The 23,779-nt window shown below is 55.9% G+C and carries 16 protein-coding genes and 1 other RNA gene; 8 read left to right on the forward strand and 9 right to left on the reverse strand.

What is annotated here, in order from left to right; all coding sequences use genetic code 11:
• Nucleotides 1–294: 294 nt before the first annotated feature.
• Entirely contained in the window at nt 295–1,314 is a 1,020-nt protein-coding gene (locus H0921_RS03295; protein WP_194536567.1) for a 3'-5' exoribonuclease YhaM family protein, read from the forward strand.
• A 131-nt stretch (nt 1,315–1,445) separates the two neighbouring features.
• Here the strand turns inward: H0921_RS03295 and H0921_RS03300 are convergent, their stop codons facing one another.
• Nucleotides 1,446–2,564 (reverse strand): hypothetical protein, encoded by a 1,119-nt coding sequence (locus H0921_RS03300; RefSeq protein ID WP_194536568.1) that lies wholly within the window; start codon nt 2,562–2,564, stop codon nt 1,446–1,448.
• 344 nt (nt 2,565–2,908) lie between these two features.
• Nucleotides 2,909–3,469: an inorganic diphosphatase gene (locus H0921_RS03305; RefSeq protein WP_194536569.1), complete on the reverse strand. Its 561-nt coding sequence runs from the start codon at nt 3,467–3,469 to the stop codon at nt 2,909–2,911.
• A 245-nt stretch (nt 3,470–3,714) separates the two neighbouring features.
• On the opposite strand from H0921_RS03305, the gene H0921_RS03310 reads away from it, so the two are divergent.
• The 5 genes from H0921_RS03310 to ssrA all read left to right on the forward strand — a co-directional run bounded on the left by H0921_RS03310 (nt 3,715) and on the right by ssrA (nt 10,499).
• On the forward strand, nt 3,715–4,725 hold the full coding sequence (locus tag H0921_RS03310; protein ID WP_194536570.1) for a DMT family transporter: 1,011 nt from the start codon (nt 3,715–3,717) through the stop codon (nt 4,723–4,725).
• A 166-nt stretch (nt 4,726–4,891) separates the two neighbouring features.
• A complete protein-coding gene (locus H0921_RS18295) occupies nt 4,892–6,136 on the forward strand; it encodes an endonuclease domain-containing protein (protein ID WP_194536571.1) in 1,245 nt (414 codons plus the stop codon).
• Nucleotides 6,100–6,870, forward strand: coding sequence for a hypothetical protein (locus H0921_RS03320; RefSeq protein WP_194536572.1), 771 nt, complete (start codon nt 6,100–6,102; stop codon nt 6,868–6,870). The genes H0921_RS18295 and H0921_RS03320 overlap by 37 nt, the downstream gene beginning before the upstream one ends.
• Before the next feature lie 3 nt (nt 6,871–6,873).
• The gene (locus tag H0921_RS03325; protein WP_194536573.1) at nt 6,874–9,999 is read left to right on the forward strand and encodes a helicase HerA-like domain-containing protein; all 3,126 of its coding nucleotides are present in this window, start codon (nt 6,874–6,876) and stop codon (nt 9,997–9,999) included.
• Nucleotides 10,000–10,091: 92 nt separating this feature from the next.
• Nucleotides 10,092–10,499, forward strand: a transfer-messenger RNA (tmRNA) gene (ssrA, locus tag H0921_RS03330).
• 140 nt (nt 10,500–10,639) lie between these two features.
• Here the strand turns inward: ssrA and H0921_RS03335 are convergent.
• From H0921_RS03335 to H0921_RS03345, 3 genes are all read right to left on the reverse strand, one after another.
• Nucleotides 10,640–11,383, reverse strand: a complete 744-nt coding sequence (locus H0921_RS03335; protein ID WP_194536574.1) for an ABC transporter ATP-binding protein — start codon at nt 11,381–11,383, stop codon at nt 10,640–10,642.
• 81 nt (nt 11,384–11,464) lie between these two features.
• Complete coding sequence (locus H0921_RS03340; RefSeq protein ID WP_194536575.1) at nt 11,465–12,958, reverse strand: ABC transporter permease; 1,494 nt, start codon at nt 12,956–12,958, stop codon at nt 11,465–11,467.
• A gap of 168 nt (nt 12,959–13,126) precedes the next feature.
• A complete protein-coding gene (locus H0921_RS03345; RefSeq protein WP_194536576.1) occupies nt 13,127–14,524 on the reverse strand; it encodes a tRNA modification GTPase in 1,398 nt (465 codons plus the stop codon).
• Nucleotides 14,525–14,730: 206 nt separating this feature from the next.
• On the opposite strand from H0921_RS03345, the gene H0921_RS03350 reads away from it, so the two are divergent.
• Nucleotides 14,731–16,248: a carboxypeptidase M32 gene (locus H0921_RS03350; protein WP_194536577.1), complete on the forward strand. Its 1,518-nt coding sequence runs from the start codon at nt 14,731–14,733 to the stop codon at nt 16,246–16,248.
• A gap of 79 nt (nt 16,249–16,327) precedes the next feature.
• Here H0921_RS03350 and H0921_RS03355 read toward each other — a convergent pair whose 3' ends face one another.
• The 3 genes from H0921_RS03355 to H0921_RS03365 all read right to left on the reverse strand — a co-directional run bounded on the left by H0921_RS03355 (nt 16,328) and on the right by H0921_RS03365 (nt 20,986).
• The gene (locus H0921_RS03355) at nt 16,328–17,503 is read right to left on the reverse strand and encodes an N-acetylglucosamine-6-phosphate deacetylase (RefSeq protein ID WP_194536578.1); all 1,176 of its coding nucleotides are present in this window, start codon (nt 17,501–17,503) and stop codon (nt 16,328–16,330) included.
• Nucleotides 17,504–17,546: 43 nt separating this feature from the next.
• Nucleotides 17,547–19,235, reverse strand: coding sequence for a serine/threonine-protein kinase (locus H0921_RS03360; RefSeq protein ID WP_194536579.1), 1,689 nt, complete (start codon nt 19,233–19,235; stop codon nt 17,547–17,549).
• Nucleotides 19,236–19,384: 149 nt separating this feature from the next.
• A complete protein-coding gene (locus tag H0921_RS03365; protein WP_194536580.1) occupies nt 19,385–20,986 on the reverse strand; it encodes a serine/threonine protein kinase in 1,602 nt (533 codons plus the stop codon).
• A gap of 73 nt (nt 20,987–21,059) precedes the next feature.
• On the opposite strand from H0921_RS03365, the gene H0921_RS03370 reads away from it, so the two are divergent.
• On the forward strand, nt 21,060–21,461 hold the full coding sequence (locus H0921_RS03370) for a sirohydrochlorin chelatase (protein WP_194536581.1): 402 nt from the start codon (nt 21,060–21,062) through the stop codon (nt 21,459–21,461).
• Between the two features lie 76 nt (nt 21,462–21,537).
• Here H0921_RS03370 and H0921_RS03375 read toward each other — a convergent pair whose 3' ends face one another.
• Nucleotides 21,538–23,763 (reverse strand): HEAT repeat domain-containing protein, encoded by a 2,226-nt coding sequence (locus tag H0921_RS03375; protein ID WP_194536582.1) that lies wholly within the window; start codon nt 23,761–23,763, stop codon nt 21,538–21,540.
• Between the last annotated feature and the right edge of the window lie 16 nt (nt 23,764–23,779).

Consider the following 23,779-nt stretch of genomic DNA (forward strand, 5'->3'; position numbering starts at 1 on the left):
GAAAACCCGACTCGCCGCCTGGTATCCCAACCGGATGCTCCGGGTATTTCCCACTGCCGTCGTCCCCCCTGAACACTTTCTGCTTGGAGAAATGTGAAAACGAGAGATAATGAGATGGCCACCTTCCCCGCCTGCCGGGCATCGTGGAACCACTCCCCCTGCTGCAAGGGACAGGGAGGAAACCCGTCGAGCCGAAGCGGCCAACACAGTGGCACGACGAATGGACCTTTTTTAGGGTGAAGGAGCCATCCCCATAAGTTTCCTCCACGAATCGTCCAGCCCTGGAGTCGAACGATGTCCAAGTCTCGCCGCCCGCCCTTGCTCAAACTCGCCGAGATTCAACCGGGACAGTTTGCCGACTGTTTTGCCCAACTTGTGGAGAAGCGGCGCGGTCTGACCCAAAGCGGCAAGCCGTATTACCAACTCCGCTTTCGTGATGCCCGCCGGACAGTTGTCGTCATGATCTGGCAAGACAGTGAGCTGTTCGAGGCTTGTCAGTTGCAATGGCAGGTGGGGCAGTTTTTCAAGCTCCGCGGTACGTTCGTAGAACATGAGCGTTACGGGCCACAACTCGAAGTGGAAGCCATCCGCCCCGTGGAGGAACGGGACCGGGAGGACGGTTTCCAGGAACGGGATTTCATTCAGACTTCCCGGCACGATCCCGAGCAGATGTACCAGCAACTCGTGCAGTGGGTGGAACAGGAAATCCAGACAGCCCCCCTGCGGGTATTGGTTTTGCGGTTATTGCACAAATATGAAGCGGAGTTGAAGCCGCTGCCGGCCTCGGACCGCCGATATTATCCCTTCGCGGGCGGCTGGCTCGAACATACCCTGACCGTAGCCCGGCATAGCGTTTGGCTCGCGGATCGCTACATCCAGCTTTATCCCGAATTGCAACCGCCGATCAATCGGGACCTCATCGCCGCTGCGGCTGTGCTTCATGACATCGGCCGGGTCCGTGAACTGGACCTGAGCGGAGGCTTGCCTCCACGCGTAAGCATCGCCGGCGAATTATTCGGACACCTGATACTGGCCCATGACATGATTCGTTCCGCTGCGGCAGAAGTCACGGACCTTTCCGCCGAGATGCTCGAGCTGTTGTTGCATATCGTGCTCGCCCACCTGCGACTGCCGGAATGGGGATCCACCCGACTTCCCTGTATTCCCGAAGTGCTGATTTTGCATCATGCCGACGATTTGGACGCCAAGCTGGAAATGTACATCCGCTGCCTGACCACAGACAGTACTGATGGCCCTTTCACGGAACGCGACCCGGTCCTGGGCCGACCGTTGCTCAAACAGCGCTCCGTATGAGCGACTCCGGGAGAGCACTCCGACGGGCATTCGTTTCCACCCAGTCAAACAGAACGGGCCAAGCCCATCCGTTGAGCACATGGGAGTGTGGAGTAACACATGAACAAATGGTGGAGTGAAGTAACACCCCTTTACGGCAAGCGGCGGGAACCGTTGAAGCCAGCGGGTGAGCCTTTCTGACCAAAGAAAGCGATAGGGAATTGATTGAGCCGGCTATCCGCCGCGACGACCACCAGGTCGGCTGTGTTGTAAATGTCGTTGAAGTCGTCATCCGTCGTGGCGATGGCAAAATTGACAGCGCGGGTATAACCGGGCGGGAAAACAGTGTAAGGATAAACGGACCGAATCTGGCCGATGAGAGTACCCGTTTGTCCCCGAAAGACGCGGATGGTGCCGGAGTTTCGCAAGGCGACGTAAATTTCCGCACCCCGTTGAGCATCGGTACTCCCAGCCGCGAGATGGATTCCTTGAAGATTCGCGGGATTGTTCGGATCAAAAGCCATGTAACTGGCCAACATGCGTACCGCCGGCGTCTGAACGTCGAAAACGCGGATTTGTGGCAAGCCCACCGAACGGCCCGTAATGACCTCCGCATAGTTGTAATCGTAAGGATCAGTAGGCGAGTTCTTCGTGGTGTGGATATTGGCAGCGGCCAGTGTCACACCGGTATTCAACGCACCGTAAGCATTGAACTGCCGAACGAGATTAAAGGCAGTCACGATCGGATCAAATGCATAGACTTGAACTGTGGAGCGTCCCCGTTCCCGCCCCACGATCAATTCCGCTTCCGGTCCTCCCGTAACGTTAGCCGAAGCAATTTGCACCCCGCCTGTGTACGTGGGGCCAAACGGTGCCAGCACCGCCAATTGTTGCAAGCCACCACTACCATAACTATATACCTTGACCCGACCAACGGTGTTTCCCGCAGTTGAAACGATCAATTCCTTGATCTGCGCTGGATCTCCATCGATATTGCCAGTGGCGACATAGACCCCGCCACGGTAGTTCCGGCCAAAGGGATAGAAGGCGGAGATAAGGTTGCCCTTAGTACTGTCCCACACCTGGACCAAACCCGGAGCGCCCGGACCATTCCCGGTAATGTATTCGACGCCGAAACTGTCCGGCACCACATCCGCGGCAGCGATACTCCAACCCAAAGTCCCTGTGAAACTCGTCAAAACCGTCCGACTCTCCAATTGTTCCACTTCCAGCCGAACGGTACGCCGTGTTGGGGTTCGGTCCTGCATCATGGCGTCTTCTCTCCTGGGTGGTGCTGTCCCCTTTAGAATCACCTTCCCCCCCGCCTCTAGCCTGCCCGGCTCTCCGCGGAGAAGATAAATCCATACACCGGGGCCGAGGCGGTTCTGCCCGTGCGTAATTTCATCCTTCCAGTATGCCACTCGGTGTTGTCTCTGGCAATCAGAAATAACGCGTAAACAGCCTCAACGTTGGCCATTCCAGCGGAGGGACTCGTCAGCTCCGCAGATTGGGAGTAACGCTCCTCCTCGATCCAGCCCGCTGCCACATCTCGCGGGCGAAATCCCGTAACATGCCTTTTCTTTAGACAGGTCCCACAACCAATGGAACCAATGGCTCAGTCTTTGACGCTCCCCAAGGAAGCGCGGAACCGTTCGACCGAAGCCCGGACTTCCGCCGTCCCCTCCTCGTGGGAAGCCCAGCCTAGTGGTTCCGTCGTCACTCCTTCCAGTTGCTTATAAGTCGTGAAGAAGAACTCGACTTCCCGAATGAAATGCGGCGGAACGTGCTCTAGCTTGCGGATGTGGCTGAAGAGCGGGTCTTTGTGGGGAACGCCGAGGATTTTGTAATCATTTTGGCCTTTGTCACGCATACGAAAAATGCCCACCACACGAGCCTCGATCAAGCAGCCGGAAAAAGTGGGTTCATTGACCATCACGAGAATGTCGAGTGGATCGCCATCCTCGGCCAGGGTTTGCGGAATGAAGCCGTAGTCGCCGGGGTAAACCGCGGAGCTGTAAAGGTAGCGGTCCAATTTGATCAGGCCGGTGTGTTTGTCCAGTTCATACTTGTTGCGCCGTCCTTTAGGGATTTCCACAATAACATGAACCACAGCCGGCTCACCGGTGCCGGGAGGTATCATCATGTAATCCCGCAACGTCTGGGAAGGGGTCAACATGTCCCAGCACTCCTGAATCGGGCGCCGCCTAAGCAGTAGAGCCACTCAGGCAGTGTAAGGGAGGAGCCGCACGGAAGGCAATCCCTGATGATCCGCAAGAGACGCCCAGCTTAGTGAGACGAGAGAGACGTTCTGCATAGCCGAGGAGAATACTTTTTCCGATAACGTTACTCCAGCCGCGTCCGGTTTGGGAGCGGTGGAAGGAATCCCATTGCGCCGCAGGGGTACGAGAAAGGAAGCGGTTCGTGTCCACGGAACCGTCGGTTTGGGTCGCCCGTGTCTGTCTGATTGCGGCTGCTCTCCTTTGGAGTATTAGCAGCCTGTTCATGCGGCTGCTCAGCGCTCCGCTCGGACTCGGCCTAGAAGAGCCGCGACTCACCCCTCTGCAAATCGCTTTCTTCCGGGGGTTTTTCGGCGGTCTGCTCATGCTCCTTTTGCTTCGCCGGGAACAAATGCGCTTCCATCCGGCTATGCTGGGCATGGTGGCCACGTTTACCATCATGAGCGGCTTGTATCTATCCGCCTTGGGTCTGGGGGCAGCCGCCAACGCCATTTTTCTGCAAAATACCGCTCCGATGTGGGTTTATGTCTGTTCCATTTGGCTGTTGGGGGAACGGCCCAGCCGGCGGGGGTGGCAGGCGGTTTGCTTGAGTGCTGTGGGTGCAGGGATCATCGTGGCCGGAGGCTGGCCTAGCGACCTTCCCCCGGAACAAAGCCAACATTCCGCCAGCGTTCTCCTGATGGGTCTGGGCAGTGGCTGCGCTTATGCCGGAGTCATCCTGTTCCTGCGCGCTCTGCGAGGATATGCCACCACCTGGTTGGTCACCCTCAACCTCCTGGGAACTGCTGGCATGCTAGCTGCCTTTGTCCTTCTCCGCGATGGGGTTGCCGGATTTTACACCTGGGTCACGACTCCTACGCCCCCTCAATTGCGCGTACTCATTGCCTTCGGCCTACTGCAAATGGCTTTACCTTACTATCTGTTCACGCGCGGCCTGCGAACCATTCCTGCTGCGGAGGCCGCCCTCATCGGATTGTTGGAACCCGTCTTCAGCCCACTCTGGGCTTACCTGCTCACACCGGAAACGGACACTCCCACCCTCCCCATGCTTTTCGGCGGCGGACTCATTCTTCTGGCCATTCTCTGGCGATATGTCCCGATGGCCTCATCGACCCAACACACCAACACCCCCGGACTCAGCGCCTCATCCACCTCCACCTCTGCCCCCACACCCACAACCTCCTCCGGTCCCTGATCACTAAAGCAAAACAGACCCCGCCTGTTGCCCTCCCCTACTCTTCTTCGTTCCCCGCCCTATGGAGCTTCACAACGCCAGAACTACAAGAGCACAATAATGGATGGAAGTATGCTGTCTGGCGGATGGAAGTTTCGACATACCCCGCCGATGGGGTGACACAGCCGTGTCTGTAGATCAGGCTCTAGATCGGCATGATATACGCCGGCGTTACGGCACGCCTACGGTGTCCGTGCTGATAGCACCAATCGGCAAGGGCGGGCAGCTCTGGCACCGCTGGGCGCAAGGTAAAAACCGGCAGGTCGTGTCCGTCTCCACCCTCTGCGGGGCGGAGCAACGCTGGCTAGCAACTCTATGCTCCCAGGAGGATTTAACCCGGCTTGCGGTGACACGCCTGGCTCATGAATTGGGTCAAGATGCAAACGCATTCCGTTGCGAATGGTTCCGCAAGACCCAGGGTGAACGGGAGCAATTCTGGCAATCCGTCTATAAGCAACCGGTGACACCTGCATTACGGACCTTGTGCGACCTCGCTGCCAGTGGAGATACCCTATCCCCTCATGACTTAGCCGTAAGGCTTCTCGAATCCTATGCCGATCCTCTCGCCGCTCTAGCGGATCTAGATTCCATTCTGCGCCCCCTATACCCGGCTGAATCTGGGCCTGTGCTTTTACTCCAACCCGATGTGGCCGTGGATGTAGCTTGGCTTGTCAATATAGCCCCTGGCCTTACCCAATGGGCCTTCCAAGTACCACAAATTGCCTTGGCAGTCATCGTGCCACCACCTGTATGGCAAAGTTACCTGATGCATACCCCAGAGAGCCGGTCCAAGGCCCTGTTGCGGGAAGGAGCCGTTGAATGTCCCCATTTTTCATCTCATGAGATTCTCCAAAGACTCATCGCAGCAGGATGGAGTAACGCGCCTCACCCTGTCGCCCAAGTTTTGGCAGAGCACGGGGCAGATGAAGGCGTCCTGGAAGCCGCCGCTCAATTGGTTCATGCTACGCGAACTAATACCGCTCCCGAATTAGCACGTAGCGCGGCCGAACGGTTCCTTTTTGACTTCTTGCAGCTTGTACCTGAAACGGCTGGACGCTGGGAGCTTAACGCCACCCTGGATTTCTCGTTTGGTCATCGTCCTATGGAAGTCGATTTGCTTGCGCGCTCCCGACGTCTCGTGATCGAAATCGATGGATACTATCACTTCCGTGATCCGGACGCCTATCGCCGCGATCGCAGCAAAGATTATTTGCTCCAGAAACATGGGTATGTTGTTTTGCGATTTTTGGCAGAGGATGTACTCTGTCAATTGGAACAAGTTCGTGATAGAATTTTGGACGCTTGGCAGCACTTTCAACCAGGAGTTGAAACACAATGGAAGTACAATGCGATGAATTCCGGCAGTGGCTAGTGGCTGAATTGCTTCTCGTTCGTATGCTCCTGCCAGTTGGGAAACCGCCAACTCCCAAAGAGGTGCGCGAATCGCTCAGCACCCTTTTGGGTTGGACGGTAAGCGAGAATACATTGAACCCCATCCGGGACCAGCTCGTCAAAGGCGGCGATCTGCTTCGTACGCCTCGTATGGCATACCGTTTGACGGATACAGGCCGGCGACGGGCCCTGAAATTCCTCGGTCTCAAAGCCCTACCTCCGCGCTGCAATTGGACCCGACTAATGAGCAAATACCTCCTGCCAGCCCTCATTCGCCATTGGGAGCAAGATCGCGTTAGCCAAAAGAACTGGTCAAGCCCCGCAAGACCCTTCGTTTTCAATGCGCTGCAACATACTCCACCTTCGAGTTCACAGGCCGATGCCAAGATGACATCCATCGACATGCAACAGTTTGCTCAGGCCGTCCTCCGCCACGCCGCTTCTTTACCCCACGAGAAACGCTTCGGCCCTAACAAAGCCTACATCTCTTGTGTTTGGGAATCCACTCAAGCGGACCCCACTTTTCCCCGCATGAGTTTGGAGACATTCAAGCAACATCTGGTTGAATCTAATCTCCGAGGTTTCTTGCAATTGAGTCGAGCTGACTTGGTTCAGGCTATGAACCCTGTACTGCTGTCTCAATCCGAGACGCATTACCTCAATGCTCAATTCCACTTCGTGCTTTTGCAGGAGTTGCACACACGGAGGAGATAAATTATGTCAGTGGCACTTATGACACCTCCGCAAAAATCAGACCCTTGGTTGCAGGCATATTGTGACCCGTCTGCTCCAGAAATCTTCGGTTCTATAACAACTCCCGTAGAAGTCTGGAGATATGATCCCTTCGATGTGGAAGCCATCCACCAAGAGGCACGAGAACGATTTGCTCAACTTGTGGACCGCGTAATACAGCGCCGGAGCAACCTAAGTCGCGGAGGCATTCTCGTATTACTCGGCGAGTCTGGCAGTGGTAAGACCCACCTCATGCGTGCCTTCCGCAACTACGTCCATACCCGGCAAATTGGTTATTGTGCTTATATGCAAATGGCATCCCAAATTAGCAACTACGCCAGATATTTACTTAACTCTCTTATTGATAGCCTAGATAGGGCATACAATCCCACTGGTGAAGATTCTACCACATCCTTAGATTATCTCAGCAGACGCTTGGTAGCACAAATTCCTAGTATTACAGAAGATGATCGCCGCAAACTTTGTGAGGAAGAGGGAGATCTGTCCCAAACGATTAATCAATATGCGGATCGTCTCACAGCTTTAGACCGCTTCCACACTTGCGATTTGGAACTTATCCGTATCTTTCTGCATCTGTACCGAGAGGATCACCGAATTCACAAGCGTGCCGTAATGTGGTTGCGTTGCCAAAACCTCACCGACTTTGACCGTCATTGGATAGGTCAGGCTGTCCCACGTACCGATGAAGCTGACCCTATGCGGATGCTCTGCGCCGTGGCTCAATTGATTGGAGCGATCCAAGATGTGCCCCTCATTTTCTTGATTGATCAACTGGAAGATTTGCAAAATCTTGAACAACCAGTCGAACAATTTCGCCGATTGGTGGACACAGTTGCAGCTCTCACTGACCAAGCCTCTAACTTAATCATAGTTCTAGCTTGCTTAGAAGACTATTATCATGCTAATAAACAACATCTCATAAGATCAAAAATCGATCGCCTAGAGAACCCATACCCTCCTATGCGTTTAATAAGCTTACGTAGTATCGAGGAAATCCGCAAAATCATTGAACGTCGCTTGGAATATCTTTATCAGGAGAGAGATTTGTCTACTCCGCCTGATTGTTTGTACCCACTTAGGTCAGACGAATTGGAACGCTTGGCTCAGATGAGGACTCGCGACATCCTCGATCTTCTGCGTAGACATCAGGAGGAATGCCGCAGGACCGGACAATTCGTCTCACTGGTGCAAGTTATCGACAAAAATGGTCCTCCAGATAATGGAAATGGAACAGCCGTTCCCCAAGAAAATTGGAACAACTTCCTAGCAAATTTCAGCCCGGAGCAAGGAATACCGGATAACGAAAGAGAACTCGCGCAGTTGCTCGCCCGCATGATAGCCCTTTGTTCGGCGGAAATGCCGAATGGCGTCCACTTCAGCCAGCCTAAAGCCGATCACAACTGTATTGAGCTAGAAGTCCAATTCGCCAATCGGAAGGATCAACTCTTAGTCGCTGTGTGTAACGCAAGAGCGCAAGGTGGTGGCTTGCTCCGGCAATTAGAACATGTGCAGCAGCGGGCGAATGGAAGACCCGTCGCCATTGTGCGAACCTTAGAGTTCCCAAAATCAGGTGAATCGCTCAAGCTCATGGCGACCTTGCTCAGGCAAAATGGCCGCCGCCTACGTTTGCACGACAGCGAACTGCGTCACATGTTAGCCTTTGAACAGTTTGCCACACAATCTTGCCAACACCCAGCCTTCGCGCGTTGGCGGCGGCAATTTCGTCCCTTAACCCAACTCTCTTTTTTCCAGGAATTACTCAACCTCGAAGGTATGATTCCACCCCCTCCCCCTCCTCCACCACCACCGCCTCCCCCTCCGCCCTCCTCCAACACCCTGACCTTAGGCACACGAATCCCCGCTGTTTCTGCATCGGACGTTACGCTCCCCATCGAGGTTCTCACCCAACATACAGCCTTCCTCGGAGGCACGGGAAGCGGGAAAACCACCGCCGCTCTGAATTTGATCGAGCAATTGTTGGCTCGCGGTATCCCGGCGATTCTGGTCGATCGCAAGGGGGACCTGAGTCGCTATGCTGACCCCCAAGCGTGGCAAGAGCCGCTAGAGAACAGCAGTGATGCGAGAATGCGAGAGGATTTGCGGCAACGCTTGCAAATCACCCTTTATACCCCCGGTGATATCAACGGCTGCCATCTAGCTTTACCTCTCGTGCCCTTCGGTCACTCGACAGACAATTCTCTTGACCGAGAGAGCTTAGTACGATTTACAGCCGCTGCCCTCAGCAAGATGATGAAGCTAGGCGACTCCGCTAACGAGCAGGCTAAATCGGCCATCCTCATCAAGGCCTTGGAACTACTTCTTGCACGTCACCAACGCGACATAACTATCCCCCTGCTACGAGAATTGATCGCGAGCAAGGACGATGATTTGATCTCCTCCGTAGAAGGAACTTATCGTGAGTCACACTACGATAATCTAGCCGAACGCCTACAAACCTTTTGGGTGCGTTATGAGAAACTCTTCAGTGGGCCGAGCCAACTAGATATCGAAACCTTACTCAGACCGCGTTCGCCTTCCCCAAACGGCCAAGTCCGTCTGACCATCATCTGCACTCAATTCCTGCCCGACGATATTTCCCGGGATTTTTGGATGGCCCAATTCCTGATTGCCCTGGGCCGTTGGTGTACCTTTCATCCCAGTTCTCAGTTGCAGGCTGTCCTGCTTTTGGATGAGGCTGATAAATACTTACCGGCCCAGGGGCGTCCTCCAGCCACGAAGGAACCTTTGGAGCACCTCTTGCGGCGTGCTCGCTCCGCTGGCTTGGGCTTGTTGTTAGCCACTCAAACACCTGGAGATTTCGACTACCGTTGCCGGGAAAATATCACCACTTGGTTTCTCGGACGGATCACGCAAGAACGAGCATTGCAAAAAGTCCGCACTTTACTGGAAGCCAGCCGGGACAAACAGGCCGCCGATCACCTGTCCAGCCTGAAAACTGGCGAATTTTACTTGGCCACATCGCATCAGGAGCCTTTGCGATTCCTCTCACGTTCATCCTGGATTCGCACCCAGCAACTTCCTCAAGAGCAAATCCGACAATTGGCGCGCCAAACGTGCCCTTGTGCTTAGTTAGCTCTCGCCACTCAAAATGAAAATAATTTGGTTCGCCCTGCGAACCGATATAATGAGAGCAGCACTCTAAAAGAGTGACGCCCAAGCTCGGGGGCGAAAGGTTTCGACCGGGCGCTGAAAGTGATCGGCTGCGTGTCGTGGTTGATCAGCAGGCCACGTAAAAAGCTGATCGCACCAACCTGCCGAACCGCAGGTTTCTCTCGCGGCTTAATGCAGCCCGCGACCGCCTTTGCTCCTCGCCTGAGGGAGTAAATAGCGGCTGGCAATTCAGGCTCGCGATCGTCTGAGGACTGGTCCAATCACCAGTCCGCCGCGGGGGCGACGATCGCTAGATTCTCTGCCCGCTAGCGACCTTGTGATCCTGTTCGTCGGAGCACGAGGGAGCGAACACGGAGGGAAGCCTTACGGACAGCCTTCCGAAAAAAGACGAACTACACACGTAGATGCCGTCATGGACACGCACCGGGACGCGGGTTCAATTCCCGCCGCCTCCACTGATCACCCACTGAGTAAACTCTGGGGAAACTGTCAACTTAGCATATCAGGAGTTTAGACCCGCATTGGCGATATGACTCACACTTCCCGAACCTTATCCGGTCACTTGATTCCTAATGAGACCTGCACTGCACCTGCAAGCTCAGGAGATCGGTGAAGCGGAGAGGCAGGAACGGAACTCGCCGAACACACCGGGAAAGGATTCTTCGTGGAGCGTGCCCTGATTCATCCGCAGAACGCGATCTGTCAGAGCAGCAATTTCCATATTGTGGGTGACCATAACGATGGTCACTCCTTCGTTTCGATTCAGTTCCCGTAAAAGTTGGACAATCTCCGCCCCCGTGGCGGCATCCAAATTCCCCGTGGGTTCATCTGCTAAAAGCACGCGGGGTTGCATCAGCAGAGCGCGAGCGACCGCCGCCCGCTGCATCTCTCCGCCGGACAATTCTCGCGGACGGTGAAACATGCGGTGTTCCAAACCCACTCGGCGCAGCAAATCGATCGCTCGGGAGCGCCACCGACTCCGCGACTTCCACCAACCCCATACAGTATGGGCAATGTAAGCAGGCATGAGCACATTATCCAAAGCATTCAATTCCGGCAGCAAGTGATAAAATTGGAAAATATAACCAAACGTACAATTGCGTAATAAATCTCGTTCTTTTGGTGGAAGATTATCGATACGTTTTCCTTCGAGTACAATTCGACCCTGATCCGGAACATCCAGGGTACCTAACAAATGTAAGAGTGTGCTCTTACCGGACCCCGATGCTCCAACAATACTGATGAATTCACCATGTTTAACCTCAAGGTTCAAATTCTTGAGCACGGGTATCGTGAGGGAATGACGGCGGTAGGATTTGTGGAGATTTTCTGCGATCAGCATAGCGTATCCTTTTCATCAGCTCAAGGAGTCATCGGCTCCACCCTAGGTCAAACGCTCGTGTTCCGGAAAACGCTGGCGGTATCATTCAAACCGCAGCGCTTGCACGGGATGCAGTCGTGCCGCCCGCCAGGCCGGAAGCAGACTGAATAACACTGCGATTCCAATGGCACCCAGGTTGACCAATACAACAGCGAATGGTTCGACGTTGGTAGGTATCTCCTTGAAGTAGTACACATCTCGCGGGAAGAGTGCTCGCCCACTCATGCGTGTGAGGAAAACCTCAATTTCATTGATATTCGATGTTATCCACAATCCTAGTACTGTACCCAATATACAACCAACAATTCCTAAGAGTAATCCGTAACCTAGGAATATACTCATAACTCCACGATGACTTGCTCCCAAAGATTTGAGTATTCCAATATCGCGATATTTTTCAGAGACAATCATGGTGAAGATAGCAAGAATACTGAATCCCGCAACACCGACGATCATGAAGAGCAAGAGGTTGAGGATGCCTCGTTCGATGTCGATAGCCGCCAGAAGCGGTCCCTGGTGTTCTTCCCAAGTGGCGACCCGGACTTCAGGATGGGTAAAGATACGCCGCAATTCGTGGACAACTAAGGCTTTCGAGCCTTCGTAATCCTTCAATTTAATCTGCAATGATGTACAGCGATTTTCCATACCCCTTATGGATTGCAATTGCTCCAATGGAACAAACACAAATGTCTGATCGTATTCACTCATTTCCGTTTTCAAATAATCTGTAATAATGAATGTTCCCCAGACAGGTTTGATGTCTCGGCCACCGATGGTTATCACAGTGACATCATCACCAGGTCTGAGGAGTGGTTCCTCGATGACTTTTCCCTGATCATCCCGGTAGCGGAAATGGGCCAGCGTGTACCCTGCGATCAAGCCATGCAATTGCGGCTGCGGCATGCCTTGGGTCATCATCTGCGGGTCCGGTGGAGGGATCGTTTCCCCCACTGGGGACAAGACGGGCGAAGCGGCATCCCCGGAGGGAGGAGAGAACAGGCGAGAATGGCGCCGCAGTTGCTCGTGCCGCTCGCGGGCTTCGGGGGACAGGTCGAAGCTGGGTTTTTCCGCACCTTTCTGCCGTACCAAGTACTCGCGAAAGCCGCCTACCGCTGCCCGCCCCACGGGATCGATACCGATAAGACGGACCGGCTTTGTTTGCTCTTCCATCCCAAAGCGGAAGCGCAAAATGGCAAAGACTTCTATGGTGGGAGTCATCGCCTCGATGTGAGAGGCCACAGCACTGGAGCGAATCAGACTCATCATCTCATCTGGCGTGAGCGGTATCGTTCGGCCATCCGCATCAAATAATGGATAACCTACAGCATCATATTTCACAAATCCATCCATACGTGTCGTATCGATGATGACATCGGAAAGTATGCCGTGAAGTCGATCTTTCAACTTGGTACTGAAACCACTCATCACGGAATTGACGACGATGAGAGTTGCCACCCCCAGCATCATGCTCACAATACAAATGAAAGCCAGATAACGCGTCTGGAGATAGCGAAGACACAGGAGCAAGCGATACACGGTCAATCCTCAGCAGGCGAGTGAAACACCCTGTCCAATTTTACCCGAAGAGGGTACTCTTCCAACGAGTTCGCTAGCGGTTCATACCAGTTTCTGCGCTTTCTGAAAAGCCGAAGTGCACGGAGTAGCTAGGTTGTTCATTTCCGCGGTGGTTATCCCGCCTTGGAATTACTTGCCGATGCAAAACCGCGAGAATATGCGATCGAGCAGCTCGTTGGTATAGACGACCCCAGTGAGTTCACCCAACTGATGCAGGGCCGCGCGCAGAGCAGCCGCTGGAAATTCCAACGGTTCCTGAGCAACAATCTGTTCCGCCGCCGCTTGCAAGTGCCGGACAGCCGCTTCCAAGTGATGTTGACACCGGCTGGATCCCGGAGCCAGGGAAGACGGAGGCCGCGTGGCCAGCTTCTCGCGCAAGAGCAAGCGGAGCGGGCCCAATCCCTCCGCTGATAATACGGAACAGGCCACATCCGCTGGCCAAGCGCCCGCGGTCAGACTTGGATGGGTATCAGTCGGCAAGTCCGCTTTGGTGCGTACCCGCACGACAATGGCCGAACTCCAGGCTTCGGGCGATTGGGGGTGATCCGGAGGAAGAAAGGCGCCCTTCTCATCACACCAGAGAATGACATCTGCGTGTTCTGCCGCTTGACGGGCCAGATGCTGCGCTTGTTCTTCGATGCCGTCCCCCGCCGGTTGCCAACCCGCTGTATCGACGAGTTCGACACGGACTCCCTCAAGGTTGCAGCAGTGCGTCAGGTAATCGCGGGTCGTACCCGGCATAGGACTCACCAATGCTTGGGCACCGCTGAGAGCATTGAAGAGACTGCTCTTGCCCGCATTGGGAGGACCCACCAGAACGATCCGGGGGAGCCGGCCCGCGACCTGCCGTCCTTGAAGTTGCTGTAACAATCCCTGCAAGCGATCCATCCCATCTTGAATCCGCTGGAACGCTTCCTGGGGCGTGAGGAACGTGATGTCTTCGTCCACGAAATCCAAATTGGCCTCCAGGTCCGCCAACAGGTTCAGCAAGTCGTCGCGTAATGTCTGAAGCGGTCCGGATAACCCTCCCGCGAGTTGTTGTAGGGCACGCTGGAGATCGCTCTGATCATCGGCCTCAATGACGGCACGGATGGCTTCAGCTTGGGCCAGGTCTTTTTTTCCTGCAAGAAACGCACGCAAAGTGAACTCTCCAGGCCGGGCTGCTCGGGCGCCTGCGCGCAAAAGCTCCGCGATGAGTTGCTCGACCAGAGGTGGGGACCCCAGGGTGTGAATTTCCGCCATATCTTGCCCAGTATAAGAGCGGGGGGCAAAGAAGCGATAAAGCCAAGCGGGTAACGGCGCGGAAACGCCTTGGAGAAAGACAGAACCGGGAATCACCCTGCGGCGATCGGCCTGGGTAGGGCTAATGCTACCATCGCTCCCCGTTGGCCGGAAAATGGCCGCTGTGATATGGTGTGCCTCGGGGCCGCTGAGGCGTACAATGGCACGCGTCCCCGCTCCTGGAGCGGAACTGAGCGCGACGATCGTATCTTCGGGGTCCGGCAGATCAACCTTTTCGAATGCCATGATATTGTGTCCATCCTCCCTATTGTCATCATATTCTGCTCCCTTCTCCTTCGCTGTCGCTATCTGTCCTTGGAACAAGAGAGAAAAACAGAGCTGGCCAGAAATGATATGAGGAAACATCTTAGGAATACAGAGACCTCTTTGCGTACAATCCAGAGTACGATGCCGCTCACGAGTTCGAGGACACACCGAGAAAGGATAACACCATGACGCCTACTGAAGCCTACGCCGCACTGGTACGGCGGTCGAAGGAAATCGGTATCATCCATTCGTGTGCGGCTCTCCTGAGTTGGGATCAACAGACCTATATGCCGCCGCAAGGTGCACGCTGGCGTGGAGAGCAGATGGCCTATCTCTCGGCGCTGGCTCATCAGAAACTGGCCGATCCGCAGGTAGGAGAATGGCTCGCCCAGGTGGAATCCTCGACACTGACAGCGGACCCACAATCCGATGAGGCTGCAAATATCCGGGAGTGGCGGCGCAGTTATGAACGAGCGATTCGTGTTCCCGCGGCTTTAGTTGAGGAGTTGGCGCGGGTGACGACTGCCGCTCAGCAAGTTTGGCAGGAAGCCAAAGCGCAAAACCGCTATAAGGCATTCCAGCCGCATCTGGAGAGAATCGTCTCCCTCAAAAGAGAGGAGGCCCACGCTCTCGGCTATTCTGGCCATCCCTATGATGCTTTGCTGGATGAATACGAACCGGGGATGACCACCGAGGAAGTTCGCTCGCTCTTCACTCATTTGACGCGGGAATTGACCCCGTTAATTCAACGCTGGTCGGAGAGTGCTCGCCGTCCTGATACGAGTATTCTGCGGCGGGATTACCCTGTCGAGCGTCAGCGGATTTTCGCCGAGGCTGCCGCGGCAGCTTTAGGTTTTGACTTCTCCCAAGGGCGCCTGGATGTCACCGCTCATCCTTTTTGCACCGGCATCGGGCCTGGGGACTGCCGCATCACCACCCGCTACAATCCGCGTTATTTCAGCGAGGCTTTCTTTGGGGTACTTCATGAGACAGGCCACGCGTTGTATGAAATGCATCTTCCTGCAGAGCATGCCGGGACCCCGCTGGGCACAGCGTGTTCTCTGGGCATCCATGAATCCCAGTCCCGTCTGTGGGAGAATCAGGTCGGCAGGGGCCGGCCTTTCTGGGAACATTTCTTCCCGCGCTTGCAACAGACATTCCCTCACGCCCTTGCTGACATATCACTGGAGACATTTTACTTTGCTATCAATGAAGTGCGCCCATCTTTGATCCGTGTAGAAGCCGATGAGGTCACTTACAATCTCCATATTGTCCTGCGATTTGAACTGGAAACGGAGATGCTGACGGGGAATCTTCAGGTCGCGGACTTGCCAGGAGCCTGGAGCGAGAAGATGCAACAGTATCTGGGATTGACGCCACCGGATGACACTCAAGGATGTTTGCAGGACATCCACTGGAGTTTCGGGGGAATCGGCTATTTTCCTACCTATACCTTGGGCAATCTCTACGCAGCTCAATTCATGGCAGCGGCCAAGGCACAACTGGGCGATGCAGAACTGATGCGTGATTTCCGCAACGGTCAATTTAGGCGTTTGCGAGAGTGGCTGATTGATCACATCCACCGGCATGGACAACGTTATCGCGCCCAAGAGCTGTGCCAGCGAGCAACGGGCGAGCCGCTGCGTACGGAACCTCTGCTTACCTACCTCCGTGAAAAATATGAACCACTCTATGGATCATAAACATTTTATTCAAAAATGACGAGAATAGAATCCATTACATTATCCGAGAAATACATTCAGGTGTTTCATGGATTGCCATTCAGGTACAACACGCATTCAGCCATTGGATATCTTGGATCACGCCATCGGGATGCCAGCGAAAGGTGAGCCAATCGGCTGGCCGGCCTGGGGCTAGTTCCGGTAGCGGCAGTCCCAACAACCGGCGCGGTTGTAGCGCCGCCAGGTGAATCGCTTGAGACAAAGTCAAACCCGCATAACGGATGACGTTGGTGACACAGGTATCCGTGAACAAGCCGCTTCCCGCCAGAAAGGGCGTACCGGCGACGCCGATGCGGCCTTCCGGGCTGATTTCCACATCCGTATCCCATTCCCGATAACGGCCGGGGGGCAGTCCTGCTAGGCTGCTCGCATCACAGGTGAGCAGCAGGCGGTCCAAAGTCTTCCCGCGCACCAGGCACTTGACCACAGCAGGGGGAAGATGGAAGCCGTCGCAGATGATACTGGCCCAGAGGTCGTCGCAAGCCAGTTGTTCCCAGAGGTAGTTCTCATGGCGCGGCAGAAGAGCATGACAGCCGTTGCCTAAATGCGTACTCAAGCGAGCACCTGCTCGTACAGCCGCCCGAATCGCTTCCGCCGAGGCAGCAGTATGACCAATGGCCACGATGATCCCCGCGGCTACAAGTTTCTCGATCATGGTGATGGCACCAGGCCGTTCGGGAGCCAAAGTGACCATGCGAATGTGACCGCCAGCCGCTTCTTGAAGGCGTTGAAATTCGTCCCAATCGGGATTACGGATATGGGCGCGGGGATGCGCGCCGCGAGGACCGTCTTCGGGTGAAAGATACGGCCCCTCCAAATGATAACCGGGACAGACTTGACGGTATTGGGAATGGCTTTCACACACACGTTCCCATGTGCTCAGGGCTTGCTGCAAAGTCTCAAAACTCGCCGTGATCAACGTGGGAAGAAAAATGCCAATACCATGTGAGCGGCATGCCTGGAGGACACGATCCCACGCTTCCTCTGGTTCCATCGAGACTGGCCCGCTCTGCGTCATCCGCCGATGGGGATAGAGGAATGAGATGCCTACAGCTCCGTTGATCTGTGGATCGCAGAAGCCGGGAGCCAGCCAAGGCAAATCGTCCGCAAGGCTCACCCCTGCCGCAACTTCGCGGACCGTAACGATGGTTTGGCCATCGACGACGAGTTCTAAGGGTTGGGCGGTTTCGTAATGGCGAGCGATAACACGAGTCATGGAATTACGACTGTGGCGGGGTCCACGGTAGCAGGGTGAAAACTCATTCGCTCGGCGGCGGTTCCGGAGGTTTGGGACTTAAGAGTCGGGCGATCACAAACCCCAGAGCTGTGGCAGAAAAAACGGAGGCTGACCCTGCGATAAGCATCATCCAATCCCGGCGGCTCAGCTCGGTCAAGGGACGGTCCTCCGTCACCGGGCGATTCGCCAATTCCGTTGGTCCCGTCACCAATTCCACATCGACTTCGAGCATGGGCGGAGATGGGGGCACAGGCTGAGGCGCAACTGCTGGTCCAGGTTGGGGCATCGGTACAGCTTGCGGTAAAGGGTAAGCAGGAGCTGCAGTGGCCAGGCCTGGGGGAGCACTGAGTCCAGCCATCTGCTGGACATTTCCCCCAGGAGGAATTGCCGTGGGAACAGACTCTGGAGGTAGAATCGGCTTGGGAGCCGTATCCGGAGCTGCCTTCCGAATGCCGGACGAACGATGCGGGACATCGCTGGATGTACCTTTGACACCTAGTGGGGGTGGAGCCAGTTCCAGTGCGGATTCGTTTTCCAACCAGGCTTTGTAAGCCGGAGTCAGACGAGCGAGGGTAGGCCGAGCACCGCGCGAAGTCAACAAGGGTTGCAAGGCAGTACTGGCAGCCGCGGGGGTTGCATAGCGCTTCTCGGGTTGTTTGGCTAACAGAGTATCCATAACCGCCTGTAACATCGGTGGGATATCGGGAACAAACTCCCCCAGAGGCCGAGGTGGTTCCATCGCATGCCGGACCATCTGAGCCATGATATTGCTATCTGGAAAAGGAGGTTGACCTGTAATGCAGTGATACAGGACACACCCCAAGCTGTAGATATCCGCCCGGATATCCGCACTACTAGCGTCACGAGCCTGTTCCGGGGCCATGTAGTCAGGGGTTCCCAACACAGAGCCTTCTTGGGTGATCTGCGTCTCGATTTGTCCTTCCGGAGCGTTTTCGTCAAAAAGTTCGCGGCCTAAGCCGATATCGAGAATCTTCAGAGTCGCATCCCAGGTCGTGTCATCATGGTCCCGGCGGCTTTCCTCCGTTTCCTTTTCACTCTCGCGGCCATCTACCAGCATAAGGTTGGCGGGCTTGAGGTCCCGGTGGACCATGTGGCGTTCGTGCAAATGTTGCAATCCCTGGAATGCCTGATGGATCAAGCGCACAGCTTCCTGCCAAGGCAACCGACCGCGGCGCTGCAACACTTCCTGGAGGGTTTCGCCCTCCAGATACTCCATCACCAGGTAATGGACGCCATGGGCTTCACCCACCTGAAAAGCCCGGACGATGTTGGGGTGATCCAACTGCAAAAGCAAGCGGGCTTCACGTTGGAAACGGGCCAGAGTGTGAGGATCCGAGGCTTTGGAAGCGGGTAGAATCTTTAAGGCGACAATCTGGCCGAGGTGATGAAGGGCCTTATACACCCCTCCTACACCCATATGGCCTTTGCCAACGCGATCGAGAATCTTGTATCCGCCGATGAAAAATCCTTCCGCTCGGCCGCGCTGGATCATATGAGCCTGATATTCGGTCAACAAGCGCTGGCGGACGAGATAGCGGCGAAAGCGGTCAATGTCGGTCGTGGACTTTCCTTCCGCCTCACTTTCTTTCTGGAACCGCTGATAGGCCGCTTCCACCTCTTCATTTAGCAACAGACGGCTCCTGGCTAGCAGGGCACAGTAGTCTTCAATCGTGGCGGGAGGCGTGGGCATGTTGATGGCTACTCTCTCAGAATCTCAAGTCACGATCTTTCCGTACAATTCATCCCTTCCCTCCAAGTCCGCTCATCCAGCGGTGGACCGGGGAGGGGGATAAACTTCACCTACTTTAGGGTATAGCACTTTTCCGGATGGGAAGGTGATCAATTCTCGGAGGCTTTTTGGAGAAACTCCAGCATTGCCGGGTCGCTTCGATACAATTCCTCCAGGCTCCGGCGAACAAGGTCGGCATCCGCTGTGCGGCCTGCCCGGCGCAATTCCCGGATGCGTTCGATAACGGGCTGTAAGTGCGTGGGAATAGCGGAGGCTTCTCTGGTTCCCATCCGCGAAGCGTCGTACTGGTCTAAGAGCATCAGGCCCGTGCGCGCTAACTCGACCCACACGCGCTCCGATTGTTGAGGTTCGAACACCACGATCAGGGCATTCCAGAGGCGCCGTGCTGCGGCGACATCTCCCATCTGTACCATCCTCAACCCTCGCCAATAGGCGCGCTCAGCTTCCGAGCGGGGTTGCCAATGGGTCGCTTCGGCGATCAAGCGCTGGAGTTCCCGATATTCCCGCAGCTTTTGCCGGAATGCCGCAACCTCTCCCGTGTAGCGGTCAGGATAATACCGGCTGAGGGGTTCGAGATAGTGTTGCCAAGCGTACTCCCAGTCTTCGGGCCGGTGAGATTGCATGAGCGGTCGTGCCGCCTCGTAGAGTTCCTCAGCAGGTACGCGCGGACGCAGGAAGGCATACAAGAGTAACCCCACGACGATAACAAAAGCGGGAATGACCACCCACGCTCGCTGGAGCAGAGGGCGCGGTTCCTGGCGTATTTCTGAGTCGGTCTGTCCGTCTTTCTGCTGGGTTAGCGCCACTGTCTCGACCGTGTCGGGTGTCAGAGGGGCAGGCCAATCGATCTTTCGGCCGCGGCGCTCCAGTTTCGCGCGAATCCGCTCTAGCTCGTCCAGTATCTGCATGGCATTCACTGGGCGGCGCGAGGGATTCTTCTCCAGAAGCAGGCACACGAACTCGTCCAACTCCGGCGGAATGTCCGGAACCAGCATAGCCGGCCGCTCTGGAAGCATGTAGCAGTGTTTGTGAGTCAGTTCGACCAAACTCGCTGCGGCAAAGGGTGGACGGCCAGTCAAGAGGGCGTAGAGCACACCCCCAAAGGCATAAAAGTCGCTCCGCCGACTGTACGGCTTGCCGCTGGATAATTCGGGGGGCTGGAACGATTCGGCTCCCAAGGGCGAAGGCGTCATTGCCACCGGCGGAGGAAAGATGCGGGCTAGACCGCAGGAGAGCAATTTGACAACGCCTTCCTCCGTCCTCATCACATGGGCGGGTTTGAGTTCTCGATGAAGAACGTTGCGATTGTGAGCATGTTTCAAGGCGCGGGCCATCTGGACGGCCACCTGGAGCACTTCCTGCCACGGCCGCGGACCTTGGCGCAAACGCCGGCCATAGTCCTCACCGTTGACCCATTCGCATGCGATGTACACCACACCGGCACTGATACCGCTTTCGTAATAACGGGCAATGTTGGCGTGCTCGAGGCGCTGCAACGGCAGCATATCGGCTGCAAGCGTCTGCTGAATGTCGGGCTGGCGGGCGACTACGTTTTCCAAGATTTTCACAGCAGCCAAGCGGCCATCATCTTGATAACTCCGGGCACGGTAGAGTAGGCCTTGTGCTCCTCGTGCGACTTCTTCTTCCAGATACCAGTTACCGATTCGAGCACCGATCCATGCACCGCTCATGGGAAACCGCCAGCAGGAGGACCATATGACGTCATATAACTAGACTATGAATACCCGATCACGAGGTTTTTCCATGCCGTCGTCCCGCCGGGCCATTCTTTTGATCGCTCATGGCAGCCGTCGGCCGCAAGCCAACGCGGAGCTGGAAAACGTTGCCGAATCGCTCCGCCAGCGCGGCCATTTCGATTTCGTCCAGCCGGCGTATCTGGAGTTAGCAGAACCAACCATCGAACAAGGAGCTGCTGCCTGTGTCGCTCATGATGCCCGTGTCGTCATCCTGCTCCCGTATTTTTTGTCACCGGGCCGTCATGTGGCCGAGGACTTAAACGCTGCCTGCCAGCAGCTTCGCCGGCTTTACCCCCATGTTCATTTCGCCCTCGCTCCACCCTTAGGGCAGCATCCCGCCATCATCGACATCCTTCTGCATCACGCTTGGGAGACGCTTGCCAAGACGGAAACACCCCCGTCACGCTAACCTAACCCCTCAGTGTGTGTGCCTATCCAATGGCCCTGGGTGAAATCGATAAATTTGAGGGATTCCGTGATCTCCTTCAACGCTGCTGTTTACGGAACCAGTCCAGCCAAGCTTGGGCCGCAGCCCTTCTGGCTCGCAGATCGGCACCAGGCAGAGGGCCAAAATCCTGACCGGTCAAGCTTTTCAAACCAACTCGCGCGGCACGCACCACCATCTCTTCCTCATCCAACAAGGCGGTGATCAAATCGGGAACAAGCGTTATATCATCTTTCATGGCCATAGCCAAAACTGCAGCCCGGCGCAGCTCTGGATCCTCCCCCTTCATATACTGTCGCAAGGTTTCTGCCGTCATGCGGGCTAAGCGCTCCGCCAGGGCTTGCCGGACCGCACCGGCTTTGTCCTCTGCTACTCGGCGGATGGCCATGAGCAATGCTTGGGTGTAAACGCTGCCCTTGCCATCCCGGACCGCGGCCAGGCGGAGAATCCACTGATCCTCCGTGGCCCGCATCAACTCCTCCACCAAAGGCATTGCATCCGCCGGTTGAATTGAACCAGCGGTCCCGCCCGTTTTCGGCTCCGGCCGAGGTATGGGAATCGGGGGAAGCTGAGGCGGCGGCGTAATGGCACCGGCGGGTGATACCGTAGGGCCAGGCGTTCCCCCCACTTCTTCTGTACGCGGTTTGGGAACAGGTGGTGCGGTTCCAGTGGCCACCGACTGATTTGCTTCCGGGACAGAAGTGGAGTTTTCCCCTCCCATTGGCCTTTCTCCATGAGGTAATGGGGAAAAAGGAGGCAATCCCCCGGAACGCAATTCAGCATCACGGGTTTTTCCCTGAACGACCCGGCTCAGATCACGCACCACATTGGAACGGGCCAGAAACAAGAGGGCAAAGGCGGTATCCACTCGGTTCCCCCAACTTCCATTGGGGTGTTGCGCTGGGAGAAGGATATCTGTCCCATACTGATACCAATCGACTGGTCCGATCTTTTCCAGACCGTAAATTACGCCCACACGTTCCAGAGACCAGAGGAAGTAGTAGTCCCGTCCGCCGAGGATATCGCGGATGCGTTTGCCTTTGCCGCCGGGGAGATTCCCTTGGAGGACGGCAGCGAGGTTGTCCAATCCTCTTTGAATGGCAGGAGCACACGGATCTCCTGCGAAGGGCATTTTCCTTTCCTGGACGGGCGGCAATGCTTTCGCAGCCGGCAGCTTCTGAACCGGTGGCTGGTGCGGTTGATTTAATTTCTGATCTTGCAGCGGCGGCTGGAAAAACGGATCGCCCTTGTCCACGCCTTTGGGATTTGGCAACTCCGGCGGCGGCTGGAAAAACGGATCGTCGAGGCGTGTGTCTTGGTTCTTCAAGCCGGCGGCTTTCGCTGGGGTGGGGGCAGACTTGGCAGGGGGAGTCAGGGGAGAGGGATCGTTGCGGAGCAGGCGTTCTTGCCGCCGGCCCACGGCCGTGGCTAAAGCCAGCAAGCCGGCGCAGGTCATCGAAGGAGAACCGGGAACGCCCCGACCGGAGTAAGGCCAGCCGCCATTGTGACATTGGGTGAGGAGAAACCGCTGCTGGATGAGATCGAATGCTTCCTCCACCGGCACGCCATGCTTGCGTGCGGCCCACAGTCCGAGTATGGCAAACTGCGTGTTGGAGTTGTCATCCCCAAAATCCCCCCACCCCACTCCGCGGCGGAACTCCGCTTGGAGTTGCCGGGCATAACGCTGGACTGCCGGGTGGAGGCGGCTAAGGTCTCGTGCTGGTGACGTGGGTCGTACCGATGCCGCCTTTTCCACTGCGGGACGAACATCGCCACTACGCAATTCGGCGGTCAGCAATGCGCTGCGCAACTGCGCCTCCATCGCGGCCGTGCCGTGACTGCAAGTGTACGTCCAGCCTCCCTGCGCGTTCTGACCTGCCAACAAACGAACCGCTAGCATCTGGATAATCGGGACATCTGCCGGATCGCCTAAGCGATCCAGATAGAGGATGTACAGGGCCAGGTGATAGGTCTGTGTTTCCGCAAAAGCCGCTTCGCGAATACGAGCTGTGACTCCTTTGAGGGCGGGATCATCTCCCGGCACCCCGCATTCCAGGAGCGCCAAGCCGGCCAGAGCCGTCTCACCTAACTCTCGCTCCCCTCCTCTGCCGCCTCCCCCCACATTTCGCTTGAGAAAATGGACTCCCTTTTGAATCGCGGCATCGACTTCCCGCGGAGTCGCGGCTGACATAGGCGAAGAACCGCCAATAATCCCCGCCATGCCGAGCAGATACAACAAGGTGCACAGTATCCAAGGGCGCTTCATGATTCACTCTCCTGTT

Origin of the sequence: Thermogemmata fonticola (assembly GCF_013694095.1) — a bacterium.
GTDB classification, from domain to species: Bacteria; Planctomycetota; Planctomycetia; order Gemmatales; family Gemmataceae; genus Thermogemmata; species Thermogemmata fonticola.